Below are 25,001 nucleotides of genomic sequence, written 5' to 3' on the forward strand. Positions count from 1 at the left end.
GATACATCACCCTGTCACAGGAACTCCCATGATCACCTGTTACCTGAAATATGTCATCGACCCGTACAAGCTCGCCGAGTTTGAAGAATATGGCCGCCGCTGGATCGGTCTGGTCAATCGCCTCGGCGGAAACCATCACGGCTATTTCCTTCCGAGCGAAGGAGCGAACAATATCGCCTATGCCATGTTCAGCTTTCCGAGCCTTGCCGACTACGAGGACTATCGCAAGCGGATGGCGGCCGACCCGGAATGCCAGGAAGTGTTTGAGACGGAAAAGCGCAATCGCAGCATTCTCAGCTATGAGCGTAGCTTCATGCGGCCGGTGCTCGAACCGTAGATAAATCGCAGGAGAGGGAGCTACCGCACCGCCGGCCTGCCGAACACCATGCGCAAAAACTCGTCCAGCCAGCGCTTCAGGTGCATGTCCCAGATCAGCCGGCCGCCGAGGTGATCGCGGCCGGGCTGCGCGCCCGGCAACTCGAAGCGATGCGCGCCGCGCACCACCCAGCGCTGCATCATCACCCGGGTCAGCTCGCCGTGGAACTGGATGCCCCAGGCATTGTCGCCATAGCGGAAGGCCTGGTTGGGATAGGTATCGGCCGTCGCCAGCAGCGTCGCGTCCCTCGGCAGCGAAAAGCCCTCGCGGTGGAACTGGTAGACCATTTCGGGCCAGTGCATGAGTTTCCGGCCCGCCTCGGTCGCCTTGAGCGGATACCAGCCGATCTCGACCAGCCCTTCGCCGTGACCCTCGACCTTGCCGCCGAGATGGTTGACCAGCATCTGCGCGCCGAGGCAGATGCCCAGGCATGGGCTGTTCTCCCGCAGCGGAATTTCCAGCCAATTGGTCTCGCGGCGGACGAACTCGTCCTCGTCATTGGCGCTCATCGGCCCGCCGAACACCACCGTGCCGGCATGGCCATCCAGCGTCTCCGGCAAGGCGTCGCCGAGCGGCGGGCGGCGGATGTCGAGCTCGAAACCCTCTTCGATGAGCATGTGGCCGACGCGTCCGGGGCTCGAATTCTCCTGATGCAGCACGATCAGGATTTTTGGCTTCGAACTCGTTCTGCGCGGCATCGTCAGGCGAGATCCCGTCTATTCGTCGCTCGAAATTCCACGCGCGCCCGGGGCATGCGCCGCCGCCTTGCGGCGCGCCTCGACCCGGTCGTGACGCTCGACGCCGATCAGCTCGGCGACGCGCCAGACCGTATTGTCCTCGAGCTCGTGCAGCTCGCCATCGGCGTAGACGATCTCCCACATCAGGCCGATAAAGGCCTTGCGCCCGTCCGCGTCGAGATGGCGCTTGAGCACGCTGGTGAAGGCATAGAGATCGATCGCCTCATTGTCGGCGCGCTCCCCGGCGGCGACGAGCGCTTCGAGCTCGGCACCGCTGATCGAGTAACTTTCGGAGAGCACCGCCTTGAACCGCTCCCATTCGACATCCTGGCGCACGCCGTCGGCGTTCATCACATGGTAGAGCAGCGCCGACGCGGCGACACGCGGATCGTCCGTGCTGGCCTGCGCGCCGGCGCCGGCCGGCAAATCCCTGAGAAACGACAGAACGCGTTCGAACATCAATCCATTCCCAAACGGCCCAAGGGCCAAGTCAATCACCCGAAGGCCAAAATCAAAACAGCCGGAACCGGCGCGGCGACTTTTCCGCTTCCTCGTCCGGATCGACGCCGGGATCGTCCGGCAAGCGCGCCAGTTCTTCCGCCGGCTCGACCGCCTCGGCATCAGCCGGCACCGCCGCGAACGCAGCCGCAGTCACCGGCGTGACCTGATCTTCGCTTCTATCGGTTCCCTTGCCCGTTGTCTCGCTGCCCGAGACCGCAGGATCGACGACAGCGATCGGCTTTTCCGACACCGGCCTGGCCGGCGCTTCGATAGCCACAACGGCGGCATCCGGCGCATCGTCGCGGCTGTCGATCAACTGGCCAAGCCGCTCCATCGGCGCGCGCCACTCGAAGGCGTCGAGCCGGCCGGTGACCGGCGACACCGGCGCCCAGCGCTCCGACACGACGCCATCGGCGACCCAGGCAGGATCGCGCGGCGCCCGCACCGCCTTGGACAACAGCTGCCGCACCTTGCCCTGGTCGCCGGTCTCGGCCTCCTCGATGTCGGCCAGCAGCAGATAGGCGCCCTCGCGGCGGTCCATCCGGATCGCCGCCTCGGCCTCGCGGCGGGCGGTCGAAAAGTCCTGCGCGTCGAGCGCGGCACGCGCCACCGTCATCGACGATTCGGCGTGGTTCTTCTTCATCTCCTGCAGCTTTTTCGCCCGGTTGAGGCGGTCGAGCACCGCGTCGCCCGGCCTTGCATGGGTGTAGAGCTCGGCGATCTCCGGATGCGGCTCGGCCCTCCACGCCGTCTCCAGAACCTTGGAGCCCTTGCGCACATCGTTCTGCTTGAACAGCGCCGCGGCGGCGGCAACGGCGGCCGGAGCGAAATCCGGCCTGAGCTTATTGGCCTCGAGTGCCGCTGTCCTGGCAGCGGTGGGATCGCTGTCGGCGAGCGATTGCGCCTTGGCGGTCAACAGCACGGCGCGACGGCGGTTGGCGGCGTCGCGCTCGATCTGCCGTGTCGACTTCTGCGCATCGACCAGTTTCAAAGCGCCGTCCCAGTCGCCGCGCGCGGTCAATTCCTCCAGCGTCGATTCGGCCGCCCAGGCCAGTTGCGGCGCAACGGCGGCGGCACGGCCGGCATAGTGCCGAGCGGCGTTGCGGTCACCGAGACGCTCGGCTTCGAGATAAAGCCCGCGCAGGCCGAGCAGCCGCATTTCGGGATCGTCGAGCATGCTCTCGAACTTCTGCCGCGCACCTTCATGGTCGCCTTCGAGCAGCGATGCCTGTGCCTCGAGCAGATGGATCAGCGGCTCCTGGTCGGAGCGGATCAGCTTGGCCGCTTCCTTGGTCTTCTTGCGGGCCAGCGCACCGTCGCCGGCGCCGGCGGCGATCATGCCGGTCGACAGCGCCTGATAGCCACGGTCGCGGCGGCGGACGCGGAAATAGCGCGAGATGGTGTAGGGGCTGTTCCACAGCGACCTGATCAGCCACCACAGAATCATCACGGCGGCGACGACGGCAACGACCGCAACCGCCGCCACCATCAGGCTGACCTGGTACTGATAGCCGTTGAAGGTGACGACCATGTCGCCCGGCCGGTCGGCCAGCCAGGCAAAACCCAGCCCGAGCGCGAAAACGACGATGAGGAAGGCGAGCAGGCGGATCATCGTTTTGCCCTCATGCCTTCATCGCGCCGGAGATCAGCGCGTCGACCTGGGTTTCGACCTCGATGCGCGCCTTCAGTTTGCCGGCAAAATCGGCACCTGCAGCCTTCACGGCTTCAGGCAGCGAATTGTATTCGCTGAGCGCCTTGGCATAGTCGCCCTGGGTGACCGCCACCTCCATGCGCGCCACGGTTTCCGGCGCGCCGGGACCCTCGACGGCGCCGATCGGCCGCACCTTGACCAGCGATTCGGCGCTCGACATCAGATTCTGCAGGAAGCCGGCATTCTCATCGACTGGCGTGGCCGCGGCGACCATGGCATTGGCGGCGGCGTCCATCTGCGCAGCGATCTCGGTGCGGGTCGGCACGCCCTTTTCGGCATAGGGCCGCAAGGTCGCAATCTCAGGCGCATTGGGCGAAATCGCGGCCAGCGTATCGAGTTCGGCCGAGAATGGCGCGCCGCGTTCGAGCGCCGACTTCAAGGCCGAAGCGGCGATGGCGAGCGCGATCTTCGGCTGCGACGCCTGCGCGTCGACCTTGCCGGAAAGCTGCGACACCGACTGTTCCAGCGCGGTCAGCCGGCCATCCCAGACCTTCGCCGCCTCGCCTGTCGATTTCACCAGCGCGTCGAGACTGGCGAGTTTTTCGTTGAGCGGGCCGAGATCGACCGGCGCCGCACTGCCGGCCTTGCCGAGGGCGGCGACCGCGGTCTCGATCTGCTTGACCTTGTCACCGAGGGCGGCAAGCCCGGCATTGTCGCCCGCGCCGCCCTTTTTCAACCGCCGATTTCAGCGCCGCGACATCGGCCTTTACCTGCTCCAGGCCAGAGGAAAGCCCGACCACCTTGGCCGCTGCATCGTTGTTGCCGCCAGTTTCCTTCAGCCCGGCGATTTCGCTCTTCAGCGAAGCGATCTCGCCATTGACGCCGTCGAGCGAGACGCCCGCGCCGGAGCCCGGCGCACCAAGCAGGCCGGCAAATTGCAGGCCGCCGGCACCGGCGAGCGCGATGACACCACCGACAATGCCGGCGGCGATGCCATTGAGGCCGCCACGCTTTGCCGGAGGCGGTGTTGGCGCCATCCTTTCGTCGCGTGTCCCGGTTTTTGCCTTGCTGTCATCGGCGCGCTTCGCCGAGGCATCCTCGAAATTGTAATCGGAGGCCGTGGCGCGATCGGCTGGCGCATCCGAACCGGGATAGGGCAGCTCAGGTTCAGTGGCTTTGGCCTCCGTAGACGGCCCTGCCCCGGCCTGCCCTGCGGCGGCATCGGTGTGCTCCCAAGGCTCAAGGTCGGTCTGGTCGGCATGCACCGGCTCTTCCGGAGTCTCGGGCTGCGAGGCATCGGCGGTGTCCTCGGCCTTCGCCTCATCGGTCTGGGCTGCATCCTTGGCGGCATCCTCGTCAACGACGCGTGAGACGGCACCGGGCTCGAGATCGATGGTCACCGGCTCGCGGCGGCTTTTCGAGTGTCGCATCTTCGGCGTCTTGACCATGCCTGGGCTCCGCAAACTTCGCTTCGTCTCAACGCCTGCCGGCGCGTGATGGTTCAGAAAGGGTCTAGCACATCACCAAGCGGTGAAAAGGGGCGGTGTGATGACGCGGCTCAGGGCAGCACCCGCAAAAGCGCCAGCAGCGCCTCCTCATCGGGCTGCGTGGCGGTACGGATTGCTTTGCCGGCACCGTCGTCGAAAGCAGCCGCGATGCGCGCGGAAAGAGCGAAAACCTGTGTCTTTTCAAAGGCTCCTTGCAGGGCAGGCCGGTTGACCAGGGCTTGGAGCGCGGCGGCCGCCTTGGCCGAATAGAGCAGCACCGCATCGACCGGCTGGCCGGACAGAAGCGCAAGGATGGTCTCGTCCGAATGCCGCACCGGCAGCGTGTCATACGTCTCCACGGCGCGGACCTGGACTCCAGCCGCTTCCAGCCTCTGCTCGAACACCGGAAACCGCACGCGTCCGCAGAGATAGACGATGGCCTTGCCGGGAACCGCGGCCGCAATGCCATCGGCCAGCACCTCGGCATCGCCGGAGCCTTCAAGGACCGAAGAGAACCCCATCTTGCGCGCCGCTTCGGCGGTCTTGGCGCCCACGGCATGGCAAGGCAGAGCAGCCAGCGCCGCGATCACCTCCTTTGAGGCATGGCGCACAGCGTTGGCGCTGGTGACGGCAACGGTGACAGCGTCATCTGGAATCAGCCTGGTATCGACAGGCAAGGCCACGGTTTCGGTCAGCGGCAGAACGATCGGCTGAAAGCCTGTCTCCTGAAGCCGCCGGGCCGTGCGCGAGGCGCCCGGTTCGGGTCTGGTCACCAGGACGCGAAGCATGTTCAGAGCCAGCCGTCGAAGAATTTTTCGCCGGCCTTGGCCCGCACCGTCCGTGCGGCTTCATCGCCGATGCGGGCGGCATCCTGCGCTGGTCCCTGCAGTTCGACCGTGTGCGACTGCGTGCCGTCGGGCGAGATGATCAGGCCGGCGAAAGAGAGCTTTCCGGCCTCGATCAAGGCATAGCCGGCGATTGGCGTGCGGCAGGAACCGTCGAGCGCCGCCAGGAAGGCGCGCTCGCAGGCGAGCGCCTGTCCGGTCGGCACATCGTGGATGGCCACCAGCATCTTCTCGACAGCGCGATCACCGATCCGGGTCTCGATGCCGATCGCGCCCTGTCCGGGTGCGGGCGGAAAAATGTCGAGCGGCATCAGATCGGTGGCGACATGCTCTAGGCCCAGCCGCTTCAACCCGGCATAGGCGAGGATGGTGCCGGCGGCGACCCCTTCGTCGAGCTTGCGCAACCGCGTCTGCACATTGCCGCGGAACATCACCACGTCGAGATCCGGCCGCATGCGGCGGATCAGCGCCTGCCGCCTGAGCGACGACGAGCCGACCTTGGCCCCGCGCGGCAGTTCGGCGATCGTCTTCGCCGCCTTGCCGACAAAGGCATCGCGCGCATCCTCGCGCGGCAGGAAGGCGGAAAGCTCCAGGCCGTCCGGCAGTTGCGTCGGCATGTCCTTCGACGAATGCACGGCGATGTCGATCGCGCCCGCCAGCAGCGCTTCCTCGATTTCCTTGGTGAACAGGCCCTTGCCGCCGGCTTCCGACAGCGGCCGGTCCTGGATGCGGTCGCCGCTGGTCGAGATGACGACCACTTCGAAGGCCTCCGCCGGCAGGCCATGCGCGGCCATCAGCCGCGCCTGTGTTTCATGCGCCTGTGCCAGCGCCAGCGGGCTGCCGCGTGTTCCGATTTTCAAGGTTGTTTGCATGACGCGCGGTCCGTGATAACCCCCGGCCGGAGCATTTTGCAGCCAAGTGGAGCCACTTGGCGTCGCAGAAATGCGGCTGGAATAACCGAGGCCTTTTCCGGGCTTTCTCCTAAAGGGGAAAGGCTCGATAAACAATCTCTTGGGATAGCGACGAATTGATCCGCGTTCTGGGCATCGAGACGAGTTGTGATGAGACCGCCGCCAGCGTCGTGGCGCTGGAGGGCGACGCCGCGCCGAAAATCCTGTCCAACATCGTGCTTTCCCAGATCGAGGAGCATGCCGCCTTTGGCGGTGTCGTGCCCGAGATCGCCGCGCGCGCCCATGTCGAGGCGCTGGACGGCATTATCGAGGCGGCCCTTGCCGATTCGGGCACGACCCTTGCCGATATCGATGCCATCGCCGCCACCGCCGGCCCCGGCCTGGTCGGTGGGCTGATTGTCGGGCTGATGACGGCCAAGGCGATCGCCGCGGCGGCAGGCAAGCCGCTGATCGCCATAAATCACCTCGAAGGCCACGCCTTGACCGCAAGGCTGACCGACGGGCTCGATTTCCCCTATCTGCTGCTGCTCGTCTCCGGCGGTCACACGCAGATCCTGGCCGTGCGCGGCGTCGGCGACTATCAGCGCTGGGCGACCACCATCGACGACGCGCTCGGCGAAGCCTTCGACAAGACGGCCAAGATGCTCGGCCTGCCCTATCCCGGCGGGCCGAATGTCGAGAAGGCGGCACTGACGGGCAATGCCTCACGCTTTGCTTTCCCGCGGCCGATGAAGGGCTCGGCGCAGCCCGACTTTTCCTTCTCCGGCCTGAAGACCGCCGTGCGCCAGGCGGCAACGGCGATCGAGCCGCTGGGCGACCAGGACGTCGCCGACATCTGCGCCTCGTTCCAGGCGGCGGTCGCCGATGCGCTCGCCGACCGCGTCTCGCGCGCGCTGGCACGATTCAGCCAAACATTCCCCGGCACGAAAAACCCGGCTTTGGTCGTCGCCGGCGGCGTCGCCGCCAACCGCACCATCAAGGCGACGCTGGAACGGCTCTGCACTGACGCCGGTTTCACCTTCGTCGCGCCGCCGCTGAAGCTTTGCACAGACAATGCGGCGATGATCGCCTGGGCCGGTATCGAACGGCTGCGCGAAGGCATGGCGCAGGAGAACGGCTTCGATTTCGTGCCGCGCTCGCGCTGGCCACTGGACAGCATCTCGGCGCCGATGGTCGGTTCCGGCCGGCGCGGAGCCAAGGCATGACCAACAGCAATCCGGGCAAAAGCGGCTGGCGCGTCACTGTGCTCGGCGGCGGCGCCTGGGGCACGGCGCTGGCGCTGGCCATGCTGCGCGCCGAACATGCGGTGCGCATGTTCGCGCGCGACCCGGAAACCGTGGCGGCGATCGGCCGTGGCGAGAATCCGCGCTACCTGCCCGGCATTGCCATTGCGCCAGGCATCGAGGCGACATCCGACATTGCGGCAGCGCTCGCCGGGGCCGATTGCGTGCTGGCGGTGACGCCGGCGCAATCGCTGCGGGCGACGCTGACGGCGGCGAAGGATCATGTGCCAACCGGCATCCCACTTGTCCTCTGCGCCAAGGGCATCGAGCGCGACACCGGCGACTTGCTGTCGGCAATCGTCGAAGAGATTCTGCCGCGAAACCCCGTCGCCGCGCTGTCCGGCCCGAGTTTTGCCACCGACGTTGCCCGCGGCCTGCCGACGGCGGTGGTGGTGGCCGCCGGCGACGAGCGCCTGGCGGCCGGCCTCGCCGCGCGCTTTTCGGCGGAAAACCTGCGCTGCTATTCGAGCGACGACCTGATCGGCGTCGAGATCGGTGGCGCCTTGAAGAATGTCTTTGCCATCGCTGCCGGTGCCGTCACTGGTGCCGGGCTCGGCGCCAGCGCCCAGGCCGCCATGGTGACGCGCGGCTTCGTCGAACTGCGCCGCATCGGTGCCGCCTTCGGCGCCAGGCCCGAGACCTTGATGGGGCTTTCCGGCCTTGGCGACCTGCTGCTGACCTGCTCGTCGGCGCAATCGCGCAATTTCGCCTACGGGCTGGCGCTCGGGCAAGGCAAGGCGCTTGCCGGGCTGCCGCTGGCCGAGGGCGTGCCGACAGCGGCGATCGCCGCCCGCATCGCCACCGAGCGCGGCATAGACGCACCGATCATAGCCGCCGTGGCGGCCATACTGGACGGCACCATCACCATCCGCCAGGCCGTGACCACCTTGATGACCCGGCCGCTGAAGACCGAAACCAACGATTGATCCCCCCAACCTCAATCCCAAGAACCAGGAGAAGACCATGCTGTTTGCTTTTGTTTGCAAGGACAAGCCCGGAAGCCTGAGAATCCGCCTCGACACGCGGCCCGTGCATGTCGCCTTTCTCGAAGGGCTGAATGCGGAGAAGAAACTGGCTTTTGCCGGTCCGTTCCTCGATGCCGACGGCAAGCCCAATGGCAGCCTCGTGGTCGTCGAGGCGCCGGACCTGGCGCGGCGCAGGCCCTGTCGGCAGCCGACCCCTATGCCAAGGCCGGGCTGTTCGAAAGCGTCGAAATCCGCCAGTGGAACTGGACGTTCAACAAGCCGGCGGCTAGTTAATTCCGGTCGTCCGCACCTGGACCGCAAGGAGGAGAAAACATGAACTACTGGCTGTTCAAATCAGAACCCTCGGTTTTCTCGTTCGAGGCGTTGAAAGCCAAGGGCAAGGCCGGCACGCAATGGGACGGCGTGCGCAACTACGCCGCCCGCAACAATATGAAGGCCATGCAGATCGGCGATCTCGGCTTCTTCTACCACTCCAATGAGGGGCTCAACATCGTCGGCATCGCCGAAGTCTGCGCGCTGGCCCATCCGGATACCACTTCCGACGATCCGCGCTGGGAATGCGTCGACATCCGCGCGGTTCGCGATGTGCCGAACCCGCCGACGCTGGAACAGGTAAAAGCCAATCCGAAGCTTGCTGAGATGGCGCTGGTGCGGCTTGGGCGGCTTTCCGTGCAGCCGGTCACCCCGGCCGAATGGAAGGAAGTCTGCCGCATGGGCGGCCTGACGCCTGCTCCGTGACGGCCCTCACCCCGCACAGCGCCAAGCAATTCATCCTCGACAACACGGCGCTGATGGCGCCGCCGCATGTGCCTGAGATTCTGCTGCGCCTTGCCGATGAGGCACACGATCTTTGGCAGCGGACTGAGGACGAGCTGGTCGAGATCGGCCTGCCGCCGCCCTTTTGGGCCTTTGCCTGGGCCGGCGGCCAGGGCCTCGCCCGCTATGTCCTCGACAATCCCGACACGGTGCTGGGCAAGCGCGTGCTCGACTTTGCCTCGGGCTCCGGTCTCGTCGCCATCGCTGCCGCCAAGGCGGGGGCTGCCGGGGTGATCGCCGCCGACATCGACCCGTTCTGCGCCACCGCGATCCGCCTCAACAGCGAGGCCAATGGCGTCGGGATCGGCTTCCTCGGCACAGACTGCATCGGCACCGATGCGGGCTGGGACGTGGTGCTGGCCGGTGACGTTTTCTACGACAAATCCTTCGCAGATAGCCTGATGCCGTGGTTTGCGGCGCTCAAGGCGCGCGGCGCCGAGATCTTCGTCGGCGATCCCGGCCGGTCCTATATGCCCAAGACAGGGCTGGAGCCGCTTGCTGTCTATGAGGTGGAAGTCACCCGGGCGCTGGAGGATTCCCTGGTCAAGCGCACCACCGTCTGGCGCTTTGCTTGACGCCATCGCCGAAGCGCCTGATACAACGTGCATCGAGCAATTCCAGGAAAAGTGCTTAGCGGTTTTCCGTCCGGAATTGCGTCAAAACAAAAAGATGTCACATGGCCTGCGTCAGGAGGGGGAAGCTCATGGATTTTTCTGCAGTGAACTGGCTGGCCGTCATCGCCGCCGCCGTCGTGGCTTGGCTGTTCGGCGCGGCCTGGTACATGGCGCTGAGCAAGCCGTGGCTGAAGGCCGCCAAGCTCGATCCGGCGACGATGAAGAAATCACCGCTGCCTTTCGTCATCAGCTTCATCGCCGAACTGGTCATGGCCTACATCATGGCGCTGGTTGTCGGCGCGATGACCGGCGGTGAGCCGACATTGCTCGCCGGACTTGTCTTCGGCTTCGTGCTTTGGCTGGGTTTCGTCGCCACGACGCTTTCGGTCAACCACCGCTACGAGAATTTCGGCTGGGACCTGACCCTCATCGACGGCGGCCACTGGCTCGGTGTCTTGCTGATCATCGGCGCGGTGATCGGCTGGTTCGGCGCCGCGGCAAGCTGAGGCGGTGCATTGACGATGGCAGACGAATCCGGATTTCCACGCGACCAGGTGTTCACCCGGATCTGCCACGTCAAGCAGGGCTATGACGACCGGCGCCGCCACATTGTCCGCGAATTCGAGCGGCGCGGCGTGCCGGTCTATTTCTACACGGACTGGGACCGGCCCGACATCACCCCGGAGATCCGCGACGAGCTGGTCGCCCCCGCCTTTACCCACCCGCCAGCCGTCTCGCTGGCGCTGAAACATGTCGGCATATGGCGCGATTTCCTCGAGACCGACTTGCCCTATTGCCTGGTGTTCGAGGACGACGTCTTCCTCGCCCGCGACTTCGTCGCCAAGTTCCGGCAGGGGCTTGCCGAACTCGGCAGCCCCGCGCGCAAGGCCGTCATCTATCTCGGCAATGGCAGCAACTACTACACGCCGAGCTGGAAATTGCGGAAGGGTCAAAGGCTCTACCCGGCACTGCACGCCAGATGCACCGATTCCTACCTCATCACCCGTCCGGTCGCCGAAGCCCGCTGCGCCTGGATCGAGCAGAACAAGATATACACCTCGATCGACCACCAGGTCGAACAGATGGACGAGAAGCTCGGCATCGAGATGCTGTGGTTCGAACGGCCCATTGTCGAACAAGGCAGCGAAAACGGCGCCTTCCAGACGTCCATTTCGGCGAAAAACTATCCGCGTTTGTACAAAACCGTGAAATGGAGATGGAAGAAATACACCCGCATGATCTTCGGCCACAACGCCCGGTCGTGACCGAAAGACCGGGCTCGGCGCGGCCGGCTCATGCCTCCGTGCTATGCGGCTTTGCCGCCTCCTCGAGAAGCCACTCGCGAAACGCGACGATGCGGGCGTCGTCCTTCGCAGTTTCCGGATAAACCAGGAAATAGGCGAACTCCGGCGCGACCTTGATGCCGAGCTCGAAGGGGCGGACGAGGCGCCCCTGCGACAAATCGTTGGCCACCATGGCAAAGTCGGCCAGCGCCACGGCATTGCCGTCGAGTGCCGCCTGCGTGGCGTCGGTCGAGGAGCCGAAGACGAGGGTGCGGCTGTCATCGAAATCGTCGACGCCGGCTGCCTGCATCCACATGCTCCAGTTCGGCCAGGTAACGCCTTGCCGCGACCATTCGATATGCGCGAGTGTGTGCCGGAAAAGGTCGCGCGGTTCATTGAGCGGCGGGCCTGAAGCGAGCAGCGCCGGGCTGCACACCGGGATAATGATGTTGTCGAACAGCCGGTGCGTGCGAAGGCCCGGATATTTGCCGGTGCCGAAGCGAATGCCGATATCGACGTCGTCGCGCTCGAAATCCCTGACATCGTAGGTGATGTCGAAGCGCAATTCGATGCCCGGCTTTTGACGGCGGAAATCGTCGATGCGCCGCATCAGCCATTTCGTCGCGAACTGCGCGTCGAGCGTCACTTTCAAGAGCGTTGTGCCACGCGTCATCTTGCAGGCCCGGGACACCGCCCGGTTGAGCAGGTCAAGGGCGTCGATCGACGCTTCGAACAGCACGTTTCCCGCTTCCGTCAGCCGCATGGTGCGGCTGGTGCGCGTGAACAGCACCAGGTCGAGCTGATCTTCGATCTCCTTGACCTGATGGCTGACCGCGGCGGGCGTCAGCCCAAGCTCGTCGGCGGCGCGGGTGAAATTGAGGTGACGTGCCGCCGCCTCGAAGGTCCTCAATGCGCGCGTTCCGGGCAGGAGGCGAGACATCCGATCTCCAAATAAAACTTGATGATCTGAAAAGAACTACTCGTTTCCCGTTTATTTTTCAATCCGGCATGATTGGACCATCGAAACACCTTCAAACCAGATTTGATATCTGGAGAAACCGGATAAAGCCATGACCGACATCGCTCTGAAGTCCCACACCACCCTCAAATCCCACGCCGGCATTGCAGCTTGGCTGTCCGCCGCGATCGATTGGCTGCGCCAGGCGCGGGTCGCCGCCCGGCTTCCGCACGAGACTGTTGAGGGTCTCTCCGAGAGCCAGTTGCGCGACATCGGCGCCGAACGCCGGGATATCGCACAGGTGATGGACCGGGAACTCCGCGAAATCGGCCTGCTCGGCACAGGCTGGCAGAAGCCGGGGCGGAGATAGGGGAATAAGGCAGTAGGGCAGTACGGCAGTAGGAAAAGTCAGGGCACCGGAAGACAATCCCTACTGCCCTACTGCCCTACTGCCCTACTGCCCTACTGCCCTACTGCCCTACTGCCTATTCCCTACCTCACCACCCTCACCACCGTCCTATCCGAAAGCAGCGGTAACAGCCGTGCCATTGTGCGCGCGGTCACCGCGACGCAGCCTTGCGTCGGGGTGAAGCCTGGGCGTGCCAGGTGGAAGAAGATGGCGCTGCCGCGCCCGCGGCGGCGCGGCGAAATGTTCCAGTCGAGCACCAGGCAGGCGTCGTAGAGCCGGTCGTCGCGCCGCATGCGTTCATGGCTCGCGCCATAGGGGATCTTGACCGGCCTGTTGTAGTTGCGGTCGTCCGGCACCTCGCACCAGCCGAGATCGGGTCCGATCGGCGTCATCGCCAGCCGGGTCCTGCGGCCATCGGCAAACTGATCTCCCCGAAAATAACCCGACAGGATCCGCATCGAGCCAAGCGGCGTGGCGCCGTCGCCCTCGCGCTTGTCGGCCGATATGCCGCCGCGCCCCAGCGCGCAGGCAAACACTGTTTTTCCGGCCTGCAGCAGGCCCTGTGTTGGATGGCCGGGCCTTGCCCGCACGATGAGCACACGCAGCCGTTTTGGCAAAATTGCGCCGGCTGCATTGCGATCGCGTTTTTTCTTGTATGATCGTGCCACGGAACAAATCACTGTGATCGGCTATTGTGTTGGCCAGCTTCCGCATAAATACGCAGCGGTCAAATGAATTCACTTTTCAAAACAACGGATTGATCCATGACTTCACGCACCATCCTGATCGTCGACGACGATGACGACCTGCGCGGCACACTGGTCGAGCAACTCGCCCTCTATGAGGAATTCGACGTGCTGCAGGAAGCGACTGCGGCAAAAGGCGTCACTGCGGCGCGCGGCGGCCTCATCGACCTGCTCATCATGGATGTCGGCCTGCCCGACATGGATGGCCGCGAGGCCGTCAAGATCCTGCGCAAGGGCGGCTATAAGGCGCCGATCATCATGCTGACCGGCCACGACACCGATTCGGACACGATTCTGGGTCTCGAGGCCGGCGCCAACGACTATGTCACCAAGCCGTTCCGCTTCGCGGTGCTGTTGGCGCGCATCCGCGCCCAGCTGCGCCAGCACGAGCAGAGCGAGGATGCCACCTTCTCGGTTGGCCCCTACACCTTCAAGCCCAGCCAGAAGCTGCTCATCGACCCGCGTGGCGCCAAGGTGCGGCTGACGGAGAAGGAAGCCTCGATCATCAAATATCTCTACCGCGCCGACCAGAAGGTGGTGACGCGCGACGTGCTGCTGGAGGAAGTCTGGGGCTACAATTCCGGCGTCACCACGCACACGCTGGAAACCCATGTCTACCGGCTGCGCCAGAAGATCGAGCGCGATCCTTCCAATGCGGAAATTCTTGTGACAGAAAGCGGTGGCTACAAGCTGGTTCCTTAAACATTTCATTATCCAATGCGCGGTCAGGGCGGGGCCGCTTTCGGGTGCGATCCTGTTGGAGGAGATTTTCGGGATCTGCTCGTGAAGGAGGGATTGGACTGACCGTTCGGGGACGCAGCTAGAGATGGCGTTGGATGACGACATCCGCATCCTGTCCGCCGTGACCCTCTTCCAGGGTTTCACGCAGGAACAGCTGCGCCTGCTCGCCTTCGGCGCCGAGAACACCCTGCTGCTGGCCAACCACAAGCTTTACCGCGAGGACGACGAGGCCGATTCGGCCTATGTCGTGGTCAGCGGACGCATCGTGCTCTATCGCGAGCAGGGTGGCCAACGCATCCCGATCGGCAGCGCCGGCCCCGGCACCATCCTGAGCGAACTGGCATTGATCGCCGACACCAACCGGCTGACCAGCGCGTCGGCCGAAATCGACTCGGAAGTGATCAGGCTCAGCCGCAAGATGTTCCGCCGCATCCTGGAGGAATATCCGGAAGTGGCGGTGAAGCTGCACAAGCGCATCTCCGAGGAATTCCAGGCCATGATCCGTCGCATCGAAGAGCTGGGGCCGCGGTTTTCCGGCTGAGGCACCGATGCCTTCGTCATCCTAGGGCGGAGCAGGAGCGAAGCTCCGTCGCGGAGACCCTGGGATGACGAATTGCAGGAGCTTCGACATACCTAATCGAGATCAAACCGCGCGATGACCGGCACATGGTCCGACGGCCGCTCCCAGCCGCGTGCCGCCCGCAGGATCTCGTAGCCGGCGAAATCAGGCACCAGGTTGGGCGACGACCAGACATGGTCGAGCCGCCGGCCGCGATTGGACAGCTCCCAATCCTGCGCGCGATAACTCCACCAGGTGTAGAGCTTCTGGTCTAGCGGCACGTCGAGCCGCATCAGGTCGACCCAGTTGCCGGCGAGCCGCATCGCCTCGAAGTTTTCGGTCTCGATGGGTGTGTGGCTGACCACGTTGAGCAATTGCTTGTGCGACCAGACGTCATGCTCGAGCGGCGCGATGTTGAGGTCGCCGACCAGCACCGAGGCGGACACCTCGCTATGCTCGGCGCGGATGGCGTTCATCTCGGCGACGAAATCGAGCTTGTGCTTGAATTTCTTGTTGATTTCGGGATCGGGTTCGTCGCCGCCGGCCGGAACGTAGAAATTGTGCAGCAGGATCGTCTTGCCGCCGGCGCGCACCGTCACCGACAAATGCCGGCTGTCCTCGATCTCGCAGAAGCGGCGCTTTTCGACCACCTCGATCGGCCGCCGCGCCACCGTCGCGACGCCGTGATAGCCCTTCTGGCCATGGAAGGCGATGTGCTGGTAGCCGAGCCTGCGGAACGCCTTTTCGGGAAACAGCTCATCGGGAACTTTGGTTTCCTGCAGACAGAGCACATCGGGGGCGTATTCATCGAGCAGTCGCTCGACGATCGGCATGCGCAGGCGAACGGAGTTGATGTTCCAGGTGGCAATCGAAAAGGGCATTCGCAATCCAGGACAGCGTGTGTCCGGCCAGACCGGTGGGCTCTGGCGGAGAAGACGCCTATTGACGGAGTCAGTCCCGGGAACCTGCCAGCCGAAGGCTGCAAATACAAGCCGGGCCGCGCTCGGCGAGTCGCGGCCCATTACTTTCCACAGCTATTGGAGCGATCGGTCTACCGCGTCTTGGTGTTGAGCTCGCGGTTCGCCGTGTAATCGATCGCAAAAGTGTCGGGCGCGAAGCTGACGCCTTCCTTGGTGTTGAAGATCATCACCGTGGTGTCCTTGCCCTGTGCGTCGGTGATGGTCCACTGGCGCAGATCGTAGGTTTTCGGATCGAACATCATGGTGATCATCGCATTGCCGAACACCGACTTGTCGGAAAGCTTGATGGTGGTGAGGTCGTCCTCTTCCTTGACGCTCTTGACGCGGTCGCCGGAGAGGTCGATGCGGTCGTCGAGCAGCAGCTTGAGCGGCGTCTTCGACAGCGGGTAGAGATCGGACGTGTTCATTTTCTTGTTGAGGATGACCACCGACTTGCCGTCCGAGATCACCTTGAAGTTCGACGCCCCGTCATAGTTGAAGCGGATCTTGCCCGGCCGTTCGAGGAAGAACTTGCCGCCGGTCTGCTCGCCCTTAGGGCCGAACTGGACGAATTCGCCGCTCATCGATTTGACCGAGGAAAAATGGTCGGCGATCTTCTGCGCGGCCGCGGGCACGGCGGCCTGCGCCGAGGCCAGCAATTCGAAGCCGGGCACCACATTGAGGGCGGCGGCACCCGCAGCGACAAGGCCGAGGCCGAGCAGCTGGCGGCGGGTCGGGGCGAAATTGCCGAGTGCGGAAAGATCGTTTTTCATGGCGGTCACTCTCTTGGTGATTCCTGTATCTATCGTTGTCCTGATCCCCCAGTTGGGCTGAAGTTTGGCGGACGGACGGTGCTCCCTCGCTTCAACGCGCCGCTAGGTTCATAGTTGCGGCTGGCTTCCCATCAGAATTTGTCGTCTTCGGTCGGCACCAGGATCTCGCGTTTTCCCGCGTGGTTCGCCGGGCCGACAATGCCTTCCTTTTCCATCTTCTCGATGATCGAGGCGGCGCGGTTGTAGCCGATGCCGAGACGGCGCTGGATATAACTGGTCGAGGCCTTGCCGTCGCGCAGCACCACCGCCACCGCCTGGTCGTACGGATCGTCGGAATCCTCGAAATTGCCGCCGCCACCGCCACCGGAACCGCCGCCCTTGCCGGACGGTTCGTCATCGTCCTCGTCGTCGTCCTCGGTGATGGCGTCGAGATATTCGGGCACGCCCTGCAGCTTCAGGTGCCCGACGATCTTCTCGACCTCGTCGTCGGAAACGAAGGGGCCGTGCACGCGCTGGATGCGCCCGCCGCCGGCCATGTAGAGCATATCGCCCATGCCGAGCAGCTGCTCGGCGCCCTGCTCGCCCAGAATGGTGCGGCTGTCGATCTTCGACGTCACCTGGAAGGAGATGCGGGTCGGGAAATTGGCCTTGATGGTGCCGGTGATGACGTCGACCGACGGACGCTGCGTCGCCATGATGACATGGATGCCGGCGGCGCGCGCCATCTGCGCCAGGCGCTGCACCGCGCCCTCGATGTCCTTGCCGGCGACCATCATCAGGTCGGCCATTTCGTCGATGATGACGACGATATAGGGCATCGGCTCGAGATCGAGATCCTCCGTCTCGTAGATCGCCTCGCCGGTCTGGCGATCGAAGCCCGTCTGCACCGTGCGCGAGATCTTCTCGCCTTTTTTCTCGGCCAGCTGAACGCGTGCGTTGAACCCGTCGATGTTGCGCACGCCGACCTTGGACATCTTGCGGTAACGATCCTCCATCTCGCGCACCGTCCATTTCAGCGCCACCACCGCCTTCTTCGGGTCGGTGACGACGGGTGTCAGCAGGTGCGGGATGCCGTCATAGACCGAGAGTTCCAGCATCTTCGGGTCGATCATGATCAGCCGGCATTCCTGCGGCGTCAGCTTGTAGAGCAGCGACAGGATCATGGTGTTGATGGCGACGGATTTGCCGGAGCCGGTGGTGCCGGCGACCAGTACGTGCGGCATCTTGGCGATGTCGACGATGACCGCCTCGCCATTGATGGTCTTGCCCAGCGCCAGCGCCAGCTTGGACTTGGTCGTCTCGAAATCGCGGCTGGCCAGTATCTCCCGAAGGTAGACCGTTTCGCGCTTTGCATTCGGCAGTTCGATGCCGATGGCATTGCGGCCCGGCACGACGGCGACGCGGCAGGCGATCGCGCTCATCGAGCGGGCGATGTCGTCGGAAAGGCCGATGACGCGCGACGATTTGATGCCGGGCGCCGGTTCGAGCTCATAGAGGGTGACCACCGGCCCCGGACGTACGGCGATGATCTCGCCCTTGACGCCGAAATCCTCCAGCACGCCTTCGAGCAGGCGCGCATTCTGTTCCAGCGCATCCTTTGACAGGCTCGGGTCGCGTGCCACATTCTTCGGTTCGGACAGGAAATGCAGCGACGGCATCTCGAACTTGTCCGAGCCGATCAGCGAGGTCTGCGCCTCGCGCTGGACGCGGGCGCCTGGAGCCGGGCGCGGTGCCGGCGCCTCGACACGGGTTGCTGCATCGGAGCGGAACTGCTGCACCTTGGCCGTGGGGCCCCCACGGCGCTGGGTGACGGGCTCGTCGTCGAAATCCACGTCATCGCGGTCGAAGATATCGTCATCGTCCGGATCGACGGATACGCTGCGGTCATTGACCATGGCGGCGAAGAATTCCGGTTCGACGCGAGCGCGGCCGTCCGGGCTCATCCGCTGTTCGGCGAATTCGGCCGATTCGACCCGTTCGGCGGCGCGCCGCCAAGCGGTGGAGCGCGGCTCCATCTTCGGCTCGTACTCGTCGCGCTCCTGCCTGCGGCGCACGGCGCGGCGATGCATCCACGCGCGCAGCGACAGCCACCAATGGGTGATGGCACCGAGCGCCAATATGCCTTCGTCGCCCTCATCCTCGTCATTGTCGAACAGAAGATCGTCCTCGCGCAGGTCCGCAGCGGCCGGCTCTTCCATCACGGCGAAACCGTTCTTGCGGCCGATCAGCGCCGAGCCATAGGCGAAAAGCCAGAGCGTCGGCGCCGCCAGCAAGACGGCGAGCACGCTGGCGATCAGGCCGGTGGGGTAGCCGCCGATGAGCACGCCGGGAATCTTGAGCACCATGTCGCCGAACACGCCGCCGAGGCCGGTGGGCAGCGGCCATGTCTTGGGCGGCACGATGCAACCGGCGATCGCGGCGGCGAGCAGCGCGAAACCGAACCAGAACAATCCGCGCTTGGGCAGCCTGTCGACGCCGCGCGCCGAAAACAAGAGATACCCCCAGATCACAGCCGGAACCAGCGCCGCAACCGCGGCGAGGCCGAAGAACTGCATGGCAAGGTCGGAGAACACGGCACCCGCATAGCCCATGGCGTTGGTGACGGTGTTGCTGGTGGCGTGCGAGAAGCTTGGATCGGCGACGTTCCAGGTGGCGAGGCTGGCGACCCCGAAGGCTACAGCCAGGAACAGGCCGGCGCCGACCAGCCGGCCGACCTGGCGCCGTGCGAAAGCCTGGATGCCGTGCCCCGTATCGGTCAGCGCGAGCGGTGCTGAAGCCCCTGAACGCATGCTCTTCCCCGTCAGTGATTGCCTGGCCGCAGCACATGACGCACTCCGGCAGATTCGGATGCCAGACTATCGTTGGGAAGGTTAAGGGCGCATTAACTATAAGAGGTTGGGAACCCTAAGGGCCTCTACCCACTAAGACTCGATACCAATCGCCTCGGATTTCGAGGATATTTCGGATCGGCCTATCGCCAACATCCGCATGCAAATCCGAATTGAAGCCAGAAGGCCAAGTGTATGAGGATGGCTACCGCAGCCGCTTGGAGCCTCCTATCTAACCTGAAAAATTCATGAGGGTTGGTGGATGTGGCGCAAGCCGTTGAAATGACTTAGGATTTGGTTGCTTAAGCCGATCCGAACCATTTCCCGGAGACCACACCCACCATGAACGATCTTACGCTGCCGCTGAGCGGTTTGTCATCAGTCGGCGGCAAGTCCGTCGTCGCCCGTTTCGACGGCGGCATGCTGTCGTCCAACAGCGGCGTTCTGGCTTTGGCCGAGGTGGAAAAGCGGTTGCGGGTGGCCGAGCGTCTGGCGCGTTGCATCGACGATCCGCGCTGCCCGGACCAGGTCGTCCACAGCCTGGCGGACATGATCGGCTTTCGCATGAAGATGATTGCCGCCGGCTACGAGGACGGCAACGACGCCAACCGGCTGCGCCGCGATCCGGTCTTCAAGATGGCCCAGGATGCGCTGCCGTCGGGTCGGGATCTGGCGTCGCAATCGACGCTGTGCCGGCTGGAGAACCTGCCCGGCGTGCGGGAGCTGGTTGCGATGGGGCGGGCGATGGTCGATCTCTATTGCGCCTCGTTCCGGCAGGTGCCGAAGCGGATCGTACTCGACATTGACGACACCTTCGACGCTGTGCACGGAGGCCAACAGCTTCGCCTGTTCAATGCCCACCATGACGAATACGGCTTCCAGCCGATCGTAGTGTTCGATGGGGCGGGACGGTTCGTCAGCGCGATCCTGCGACCGGCCAAGCGGCCGAGTGGGGCTGAGATCCGCCCCCACCTGCGCCGTCTGGTGCGGGCGATCCGGATCAACTGGCCGAACATTCGAATCCTGCTCCGCGGCGATAGCCATTATTGCAGCCCGCAGGTCATCGACTGGTGCCGCGCCAACGACGTCGACTTCATCTTTGGCCTCGCGCCCACCACGACCCTGCGCAAGCATGTCGCGGATCTGGAGGCCAGCACGACGGCGCGCTTCGAAGCGTCGGCCAAGACAGGCAAGGTCCGCAGGTTCAAGGAGTTCGTTGACGGCGCCGCTAGTTGGAGCCGCGTCGAGCGCATCATCGCGCGGGTCGAGGTCGGCGCCCAAGGTGCCGATACCCGCTTCGTCGTCACCAACCTTGCCGGTGGGAAGGCCAAGGCGCTCTACGAGGATGTCTACTGCCGGCGCGGCGCGGCCGAGAACCACATCAAGTCGTGGAAGACGCATCTTGCCGCCGACCGCACATCCTGCACCAGAGCGACGGCCAACCAGTTCCGGCTATTCCTGCATGCCGGTGCTTACTGGTTGATGTGGGGCTTGCGGGCCGCGATGCCGAGGCGCTCGAGCTTTGCCGTCGCCCAATTCGACACGCTGCGATTGCGCCTCATCAAAATCGCTGCGCGGGTGGTCGAGATGAAATCGCAAATCCGCCTGCACCTGCCGACATCGTGCCCCGACCAGCGCATCCTGCGCATCGTCCTCGATCGCATCCCCCAACTCGCGACATAACGATGGGGCGCAGACGCCCCCGAAACGAACCCGTCGACCGCAACCTGCAAACCCCCGCCTGCCATCACGACGGAGCAATTCCGGCGCCTGACGAGGCGCGTGGAAAAGCACCGCAACGGCGACCACAGCGTCGCTTCAGGCCGTCAAAAGCTTATCGCCGTGCATTAAGGCGGCTAACTCAAATAGAAACTTACGGAGCAACCCGTGACTTGTCTGATGAATTGTCAGAGGTTCCTGGTGTCGTAGCAGCCGCGGTATTAGAGGTGTTAGAAAGCGTCTCTATGTCGATGTACCGCTTAGACCATCCTTCCAATAGTGGCTTAAGATCTATTTCGTTTTGATCACCAGGCGATTTGATGCAATTCTGTTTCCAAATCTCTATCGCCAACTGGCCATGCAGTTGGGAGAGACTGGCAAGTGATCTCGATGCTTGGCTCCAATCAGCTTGAGGGCCATAGAACCCCACAATCGCTGCGGCTGCGGTGCCAAGCGCCGGAAAAACGACAGCAAGTGTGCGAACTACGCGCTGCGTAGTGCCCTCGCCTCGACCAAATTCGGTTGTGCTTAAACTAACGAAAATCGTTGTTAACATACCGATCGAGATCGTAATCCAAGTCGCAAATTGCCACTGAGAATATGCGCCGTTGGCCTGCGCACTCCAATAAACTCTCTTCATGGTGATATCCTTGCTCAAAGCACCCAAGACACGCTCTCCAGCAAAGAATGGCCTCAATTTAGAAGTGTTTTCATCGTTGTAACTAAGGAATATAAATGGCGTAAGAAATTGTTTAGATTCTTCAGGAAGGTCATCGAATTTCGAAGCACCAACACAATTTAATAGCCATGAAGTTACCGAATTATGATCGGAATATATCAAATCGTAAGAGCGATCTTCTCGAGATCTATCTCTCAGATCAAGTCCAAATTTTTCCAAAAGTTGGAATTCCATTTGCCCCGAGTACACGAACTTGGCGGCTATATAGGAAGCAAGAACGCAAAACGCACTAAAACTAATCGCGATAAACAGCTTAGACAGCAATATCATGAGCGTCGAATATTTTGGCATCTGATTGCCTCAAAAATACGTGCCGTCCAATAATAGGATTCTAAGCAACTTAAGGCAAGGTCCGACTATAATGGAACTGGAAAAAGCAATGACGGGCTAGAAAGCCCGCCATCTCACTAATAGGATGACGAAAGACCGAACTGACTGGAGCCGGTCTAGGTTTATGTCAGTTCGCACCGCCGAGCATATGCACGTTGGCGCAGAACTCGGCGTGCGGCTTGCTCATCGCTGCATCCTGGCATTCCTTCTTCATTGCTTCCTGCTTTTCCATCGGCATGGCCATGAAGGCGGCCTTGAATTCCGCCATCGGCTTCATGGTTTTCATGCTGGAATCGGTGAAGAACGGCGCCATATTGTCCGGCTCATCGAGTGCACCGGCAAATGCAACGCCGCTGACCATGGAAAGAGCAAGTGCTCCGAGGCAGATGTTCTTGAAGTTCATAAGAAGTTCCTTCCCTGTGTTTTTTACACACGAGCGTCAGAACGACGATCGCATCCACAGTTCGGGGCTAGGCCGGTCGATGTTTCCTCGAACAGCGTCCTCACGCGAACGTGACTGCGCAAAGTTGATCTCAATCAGGACGAATTTGCCAAAAAAAGAGGCCCGGATCGCTCCGGGCCTCAATGCGTGAGCCTCTTTCGAGAACGTCACGACGGGATCTTTGGAGCAGTTCCAGGGAAAGCCAAATTACGGGTTTCCTGGAATTGCGTGAGGGAATCATGGGGCCGGCGGGAGGAGGGTTCCGCCGGCCCCGTTGGCGAGGCTGGCCTTACGGCACCACTTCGCCATGCTGGGAGATATCGAGGCCTTCGACCTCATCCTGGGTCGTCGGACGCAGGCCGACCAGCGCCTTGACGATGTAGAGGATCACGAAGGTGGCAACCGCCGTCCACAGGATGGTGAAGGCGATACCATAGAGCTGCTTACCGACCGAAGCGTCCTTGCCGAGCGCATTGATCGCCGGATCGGCGAGCGCGCCGGTGAGCAGTGCGCCGACGATACCGCCGATACCATGAACGCCGAAGGCGTCGAGCGAGTCGTCATAGCCGAGCGCATGCTTGAGCTTGACCGCCGAGAGGTAGCAGATAACGCCGGCGAGAATGCCGACGATGAACGCGCCGGTCGGGTTGACGAAGCCGGAAGCCGGCGTCACCGCGACGAGGCCCGCGACGGCACCCGAGATGATGCCGAGCACCGACGGCTTCTTGGCGACGATCCATTCGGCGAACATCCAGGCCAGCGCCGCGGCAGCGGTGGCGACCTGCGTGTTCATCATCGCGGCGCCGGCAAGACCATCGGCCGCCAGTTCCGAACCGGCGTTGAAGCCGAACCAGCCGACCCACAGCAGCGAAGCGCCGATCACTGAATAGACCAGGTTGTGCGGCGCCATGTTGGTGGTGCCGTAGCCTTCGCGCTTGCCCAGGACCAGCGCGCAGACCAGACCCGCGACACCGGCGTTGATGTGGACGACCGTGCCGCCGGCGAAGTCGAGAACGCCAGCCGCGCCAAGGAAGCCGCCGCCCCATACCCAATGCGCGATCGGGCAATAGACGAACACCAGCCACAGCGCCATGAAGAGCAGCAGCGCCGAGAACTTCATGCGTTCGGCGAAGGCACCGGCGATGAGGGCAGGCGTGATGATGGCGAAGGTCATCTGGAACATCGAGAAGACGAATTCAGGGATGTTGGAGACCCCTGGAAGCCACAGCGTGGAGACGGTGATGCCGTGATGGAAGAATCTCGAGAAGCCGCCGATGTAGTTGTTCAAGCTGGCGGAATCATTGGTGGTGAAGGCGAGCGAATAGCCGAACATGAACCACAGCACCGTCACCAGGCAGGTGATGGCAAAGCTCTGCATGATGGTGGCGAGCACGTTCTTCTTGCGCACCATGCCGCCGTAGAACAGCGCCAGGCCCGGGATGGTCATCATCAGCACCAGCGCCGTCGAGGTCAGCATCCAGGCGGTGTTGCCGGTGTCGAGCACCGGGGTGGGAGCGGCAGCCGGCGCGGCAGCGGCGGCGGCCGGAGCTGCTTCCTGCGCGAAGGCGGCGACGCTGCCCAATGCTGCGAGAGCAAGCGAGCCCAGAAGGGCCGCCCGTCCCGTCGTCTTCAAGGTGGAAGAAATATTCATTGAACTCTCCATTGGAATACGTGTTCGCCGCTCAGAGCGCGTCGGTGTCTGTTTCGCCGGTGCGGATGCGCACCGCCTGGTCGATGCCGAAAACGAAAATCTTGCCGTCGCCGATCTGGCCGGTCTTGGCCGCGGCGGTGATGGCTTCGACGGCCTTGTCGACCGTGTCGGCACTGACCGCGACCTCGATCTTGATCTTCGGCAGGAAACTGACCGCGTATTCCGCTCCGCGATAGATTTCCGTATGTCCCTTCTGACGCCCGTAGCCTTTGACTTCGGTGACGGTCAGGCCCTGGATGCCGACGGCGGTAAGCGCTTCGCGTACCTCGTCCAGCTTGAACGGCTTGATGATTGCCATCACGATTTTCATAAGGTTTCACCCTTTGCTGTTGCGGTCCCCCGCGTTTGCACGACTTCACCGATCCCAAAGAGCCGGAGAGTGCCCCAAAGGATTCAAGCTCCGTGCCAAGTGCCGAAGCAGCATGTTAACCTGTTGTAAACAAAGGGAATGGGGTGGCCGAAGCCAGCCGGTGCCGGTGCCTGCGGCACGCCACATGCTTAAAAATTATGCAATTTTTCGAAAATGCCTAATTTGCCGGCTTTGGGTATGGTCCCGAAAAGGCGAACCCGGTTTTTCTCGGACAAACGGTTTTCGTT

Annotated in this window: 25 protein-coding genes and 2 pseudogenes; 12 read left to right on the forward strand and 15 right to left on the reverse strand. The window is 63.2% G+C overall.

The genetic code is table 11. The features are described from left to right. The first annotated feature begins 28 nt into the window (after nucleotides 1-28). Nucleotides 29-337 carry an NIPSNAP family protein gene (locus tag HB778_RS13125; protein ID WP_183464284.1) on the forward strand — a complete coding sequence of 103 codons (309 nt, stop codon included), beginning with the start codon at nucleotides 29-31 and terminating at the stop codon, nucleotides 335-337. Nucleotides 338-357: 20 nt separating this feature from the next. Here HB778_RS13125 and HB778_RS13130 read toward each other — a convergent pair whose 3' ends face one another. The 6 genes and pseudogenes from HB778_RS13130 to hemC form a co-directional block, all read right to left on the reverse strand. Continuing rightward, nucleotides 358-1,074: a glutamine amidotransferase gene (locus HB778_RS13130; protein ID WP_183464285.1), complete on the reverse strand. Its 717-nt coding sequence runs from the start codon at nucleotides 1,072-1,074 to the stop codon at nucleotides 358-360. A gap of 18 nt (nucleotides 1,075-1,092) precedes the next feature. After that, nucleotides 1,093-1,572 (reverse strand): TerB family tellurite resistance protein, encoded by a 480-nt coding sequence (locus tag HB778_RS13135; RefSeq protein WP_183464286.1) that lies wholly within the window; start codon nucleotides 1,570-1,572, stop codon nucleotides 1,093-1,095. Between the two features lie 52 nt (nucleotides 1,573-1,624). Further along, nucleotides 1,625-3,226, reverse strand: a complete 1,602-nt coding sequence (locus HB778_RS13140) for a heme biosynthesis protein HemY (protein ID WP_183464287.1) — start codon at nucleotides 3,224-3,226, stop codon at nucleotides 1,625-1,627. A gap of 10 nt (nucleotides 3,227-3,236) precedes the next feature. After that, nucleotides 3,237-4,713: pseudogene (locus HB778_RS13145) on the reverse strand (COG4223 family protein). Nucleotides 4,714-4,823: 110 nt separating this feature from the next. Further along, nucleotides 4,824-5,540 (reverse strand): uroporphyrinogen-III synthase, encoded by a 717-nt coding sequence (locus HB778_RS13150; RefSeq protein ID WP_183464288.1) that lies wholly within the window; start codon nucleotides 5,538-5,540, stop codon nucleotides 4,824-4,826. A 2-nt stretch (nucleotides 5,541-5,542) separates the two neighbouring features. Beyond that, nucleotides 5,543-6,469, reverse strand: coding sequence for a hydroxymethylbilane synthase (gene hemC, locus HB778_RS13155; RefSeq protein ID WP_183464289.1), 927 nt, complete (start codon nucleotides 6,467-6,469; stop codon nucleotides 5,543-5,545). 158 nt (nucleotides 6,470-6,627) lie between these two features. On the opposite strand from hemC, the gene tsaD reads away from it, so the two are divergent. The 7 genes and pseudogenes from tsaD to HB778_RS13190 all read left to right on the forward strand — a co-directional run bounded on the left by tsaD (nucleotide 6,628) and on the right by HB778_RS13190 (nucleotide 11,472). After that, nucleotides 6,628-7,713: a tRNA (adenosine(37)-N6)-threonylcarbamoyltransferase complex transferase subunit TsaD gene (gene tsaD / locus HB778_RS13160; RefSeq protein ID WP_183465074.1), complete on the forward strand. Its 1,086-nt coding sequence runs from the start codon at nucleotides 6,628-6,630 to the stop codon at nucleotides 7,711-7,713. Next, on the forward strand, nucleotides 7,710-8,717 hold the full coding sequence (locus HB778_RS13165; protein ID WP_183464290.1) for an NAD(P)H-dependent glycerol-3-phosphate dehydrogenase: 1,008 nt from the start codon (nucleotides 7,710-7,712) through the stop codon (nucleotides 8,715-8,717). Before tsaD ends, HB778_RS13165 begins: the two co-directional genes overlap by 4 nt. Before the next feature lie 37 nt (nucleotides 8,718-8,754). Beyond that, nucleotides 8,755-9,050: pseudogene (locus HB778_RS13170) on the forward strand (YciI-like protein). Nucleotides 9,051-9,089: 39 nt separating this feature from the next. Next, complete coding sequence (locus HB778_RS13175; RefSeq protein WP_019861976.1) at nucleotides 9,090-9,515, forward strand: EVE domain-containing protein; 426 nt, start codon at nucleotides 9,090-9,092, stop codon at nucleotides 9,513-9,515. Then, the gene (locus tag HB778_RS13180) at nucleotides 9,470-10,168 is read left to right on the forward strand and encodes a class I SAM-dependent methyltransferase (protein ID WP_183464291.1); all 699 of its coding nucleotides are present in this window, start codon (nucleotides 9,470-9,472) and stop codon (nucleotides 10,166-10,168) included. Before HB778_RS13175 ends, HB778_RS13180 begins: the two co-directional genes overlap by 46 nt. A 128-nt stretch (nucleotides 10,169-10,296) precedes the next feature. Further along, nucleotides 10,297-10,713: a DUF1761 domain-containing protein gene (locus HB778_RS13185; protein ID WP_183464292.1), complete on the forward strand. Its 417-nt coding sequence runs from the start codon at nucleotides 10,297-10,299 to the stop codon at nucleotides 10,711-10,713. A 15-nt stretch (nucleotides 10,714-10,728) separates the two neighbouring features. Next, nucleotides 10,729-11,472, forward strand: a complete 744-nt coding sequence (locus HB778_RS13190; RefSeq protein WP_183464293.1) for a glycosyltransferase family 25 protein — start codon at nucleotides 10,729-10,731, stop codon at nucleotides 11,470-11,472. Nucleotides 11,473-11,500: 28 nt separating this feature from the next. Here HB778_RS13190 and gcvA read toward each other — a convergent pair whose 3' ends face one another. Beyond that, nucleotides 11,501-12,430, reverse strand: coding sequence for a transcriptional regulator GcvA (gcvA, locus tag HB778_RS13195; protein WP_183464294.1), 930 nt, complete (start codon nucleotides 12,428-12,430; stop codon nucleotides 11,501-11,503). A gap of 130 nt (nucleotides 12,431-12,560) precedes the next feature. On the opposite strand from gcvA, the gene HB778_RS13200 reads away from it, so the two are divergent. Next, nucleotides 12,561-12,818: a hypothetical protein gene (locus HB778_RS13200; RefSeq protein ID WP_183464295.1), complete on the forward strand. Its 258-nt coding sequence runs from the start codon at nucleotides 12,561-12,563 to the stop codon at nucleotides 12,816-12,818. 122 nt (nucleotides 12,819-12,940) lie between these two features. Here the strand turns inward: HB778_RS13200 and HB778_RS13205 are convergent, their stop codons facing one another. After that, a complete protein-coding gene (locus HB778_RS13205; RefSeq protein ID WP_183465075.1) occupies nucleotides 12,941-13,477 on the reverse strand; it encodes a L,D-transpeptidase family protein in 537 nt (178 codons plus the stop codon). A 144-nt stretch (nucleotides 13,478-13,621) separates the two neighbouring features. Between HB778_RS13205 and HB778_RS13210 the strand changes: the two genes are divergently transcribed. Next, nucleotides 13,622-14,305, forward strand: coding sequence for a response regulator transcription factor (locus tag HB778_RS13210; protein ID WP_027053190.1), 684 nt, complete (start codon nucleotides 13,622-13,624; stop codon nucleotides 14,303-14,305). A gap of 124 nt (nucleotides 14,306-14,429) precedes the next feature. Further along, nucleotides 14,430-14,885: a Crp/Fnr family transcriptional regulator gene (locus tag HB778_RS13215; protein WP_183464296.1), complete on the forward strand. Its 456-nt coding sequence runs from the start codon at nucleotides 14,430-14,432 to the stop codon at nucleotides 14,883-14,885. A 92-nt stretch (nucleotides 14,886-14,977) separates the two neighbouring features. On the opposite strand, the gene HB778_RS13220 is transcribed toward HB778_RS13215, so the two are convergent. From HB778_RS13220 to HB778_RS13230, 3 genes are all read right to left on the reverse strand, one after another. Then, nucleotides 14,978-15,784 carry an exodeoxyribonuclease III gene (locus HB778_RS13220; protein WP_183464297.1) on the reverse strand — a complete coding sequence of 269 codons (807 nt, stop codon included), beginning with the start codon at nucleotides 15,782-15,784 and terminating at the stop codon, nucleotides 14,978-14,980. A gap of 170 nt (nucleotides 15,785-15,954) precedes the next feature. Further along, entirely contained in the window at nucleotides 15,955-16,635 is a 681-nt protein-coding gene (locus HB778_RS13225; protein WP_095202733.1) for an outer-membrane lipoprotein carrier protein LolA, read from the reverse strand. A 131-nt stretch (nucleotides 16,636-16,766) separates the two neighbouring features. After that, the gene (locus tag HB778_RS13230; protein ID WP_183464298.1) at nucleotides 16,767-19,424 is read right to left on the reverse strand and encodes a DNA translocase FtsK; all 2,658 of its coding nucleotides are present in this window, start codon (nucleotides 19,422-19,424) and stop codon (nucleotides 16,767-16,769) included. A gap of 381 nt (nucleotides 19,425-19,805) precedes the next feature. Between HB778_RS13230 and HB778_RS13235 the strand changes: the two genes are divergently transcribed. Beyond that, the gene (locus HB778_RS13235) at nucleotides 19,806-21,146 is read left to right on the forward strand and encodes an IS1380 family transposase (protein WP_183456652.1); all 1,341 of its coding nucleotides are present in this window, start codon (nucleotides 19,806-19,808) and stop codon (nucleotides 21,144-21,146) included. A 190-nt stretch (nucleotides 21,147-21,336) separates the two neighbouring features. On the opposite strand, the gene HB778_RS13240 is transcribed toward HB778_RS13235, so the two are convergent. From HB778_RS13240 to HB778_RS13255, 4 genes are all read right to left on the reverse strand, one after another. Beyond that, a complete protein-coding gene (locus tag HB778_RS13240) occupies nucleotides 21,337-22,212 on the reverse strand; it encodes a hypothetical protein (RefSeq protein WP_183464299.1) in 876 nt (291 codons plus the stop codon). Nucleotides 22,213-22,378: 166 nt separating this feature from the next. Then, nucleotides 22,379-22,654, reverse strand: a complete 276-nt coding sequence (locus tag HB778_RS13245; protein ID WP_096451620.1) for a hypothetical protein — start codon at nucleotides 22,652-22,654, stop codon at nucleotides 22,379-22,381. A 328-nt stretch (nucleotides 22,655-22,982) separates the two neighbouring features. Continuing rightward, nucleotides 22,983-24,344 carry an ammonium transporter gene (locus HB778_RS13250; protein WP_183464300.1) on the reverse strand — a complete coding sequence of 454 codons (1,362 nt, stop codon included), beginning with the start codon at nucleotides 24,342-24,344 and terminating at the stop codon, nucleotides 22,983-22,985. A gap of 31 nt (nucleotides 24,345-24,375) precedes the next feature. After that, the gene (locus HB778_RS13255) at nucleotides 24,376-24,714 is read right to left on the reverse strand and encodes a P-II family nitrogen regulator (protein WP_010912291.1); all 339 of its coding nucleotides are present in this window, start codon (nucleotides 24,712-24,714) and stop codon (nucleotides 24,376-24,378) included. Nucleotides 24,715-25,001: the final 287 nt, after the last annotated feature.

This window comes from Mesorhizobium huakuii (assembly GCF_014189455.1).
GTDB classification, from domain to species: domain Bacteria; phylum Pseudomonadota; class Alphaproteobacteria; order Rhizobiales; family Rhizobiaceae; genus Mesorhizobium; species Mesorhizobium huakuii_A.

Bases quoted from the DNA above. Each gene is read 5' to 3' on its own strand.
- HB778_RS13125 (WP_183464284.1), top strand. From the start codon at position 29: ATGATCACCTGTTACCTGAAATATGTCATCGACCCGTACAAGCTCGCC.
- HB778_RS13130 (WP_183464285.1), bottom strand. From the start codon at position 1,074: ATGCCGCGCAGAACGAGTTCGAAGCCAAAAATCCTGATCGTGCTGCAT.
- HB778_RS13135 (WP_183464286.1), bottom strand. From the start codon at position 1,572: ATGTTCGAACGCGTTCTGTCGTTTCTCAGGGATTTGCCGGCCGGCGCC.
- HB778_RS13140 (WP_183464287.1), bottom strand. From the start codon at position 3,226: ATGATCCGCCTGCTCGCCTTCCTCATCGTCGTTTTCGCGCTCGGGCTG.
- HB778_RS13150 (WP_183464288.1), bottom strand. From the start codon at position 5,540: ATGCTTCGCGTCCTGGTGACCAGACCCGAACCGGGCGCCTCGCGCACG.
- hemC (WP_183464289.1), bottom strand. From the start codon at position 6,469: ATGCAAACAACCTTGAAAATCGGAACACGCGGCAGCCCGCTGGCGCTG.
- HB778_RS13165 (WP_183464290.1), top strand. From the start codon at position 7,710: ATGACCAACAGCAATCCGGGCAAAAGCGGCTGGCGCGTCACTGTGCTC.
- HB778_RS13175 (WP_019861976.1), top strand. From the start codon at position 9,090: ATGAACTACTGGCTGTTCAAATCAGAACCCTCGGTTTTCTCGTTCGAG.
- HB778_RS13180 (WP_183464291.1), top strand. From the start codon at position 9,470: ATGGAAGGAAGTCTGCCGCATGGGCGGCCTGACGCCTGCTCCGTGACG.
- HB778_RS13185 (WP_183464292.1), top strand. From the start codon at position 10,297: ATGGATTTTTCTGCAGTGAACTGGCTGGCCGTCATCGCCGCCGCCGTC.
- HB778_RS13190 (WP_183464293.1), top strand. From the start codon at position 10,729: ATGGCAGACGAATCCGGATTTCCACGCGACCAGGTGTTCACCCGGATC.
- gcvA (WP_183464294.1), bottom strand. From the start codon at position 12,430: ATGTCTCGCCTCCTGCCCGGAACGCGCGCATTGAGGACCTTCGAGGCG.
- HB778_RS13200 (WP_183464295.1), top strand. From the start codon at position 12,561: ATGACCGACATCGCTCTGAAGTCCCACACCACCCTCAAATCCCACGCC.
- HB778_RS13210 (WP_027053190.1), top strand. From the start codon at position 13,622: ATGACTTCACGCACCATCCTGATCGTCGACGACGATGACGACCTGCGC.
- HB778_RS13215 (WP_183464296.1), top strand. From the start codon at position 14,430: ATGGCGTTGGATGACGACATCCGCATCCTGTCCGCCGTGACCCTCTTC.
- HB778_RS13220 (WP_183464297.1), bottom strand. From the start codon at position 15,784: ATGCCCTTTTCGATTGCCACCTGGAACATCAACTCCGTTCGCCTGCGC.
- HB778_RS13225 (WP_095202733.1), bottom strand. From the start codon at position 16,635: ATGAAAAACGATCTTTCCGCACTCGGCAATTTCGCCCCGACCCGCCGC.
- HB778_RS13230 (WP_183464298.1), bottom strand. From the start codon at position 19,424: ATGCGTTCAGGGGCTTCAGCACCGCTCGCGCTGACCGATACGGGGCAC.
- HB778_RS13235 (WP_183456652.1), top strand. From the start codon at position 19,806: ATGAACGATCTTACGCTGCCGCTGAGCGGTTTGTCATCAGTCGGCGGC.
- HB778_RS13240 (WP_183464299.1), bottom strand. From the start codon at position 22,212: ATGCCAAAATATTCGACGCTCATGATATTGCTGTCTAAGCTGTTTATC.
- HB778_RS13245 (WP_096451620.1), bottom strand. From the start codon at position 22,654: ATGAACTTCAAGAACATCTGCCTCGGAGCACTTGCTCTTTCCATGGTC.
- HB778_RS13250 (WP_183464300.1), bottom strand. From the start codon at position 24,344: ATGAATATTTCTTCCACCTTGAAGACGACGGGACGGGCGGCCCTTCTG.
- HB778_RS13255 (WP_010912291.1), bottom strand. From the start codon at position 24,714: ATGAAAATCGTGATGGCAATCATCAAGCCGTTCAAGCTGGACGAGGTA.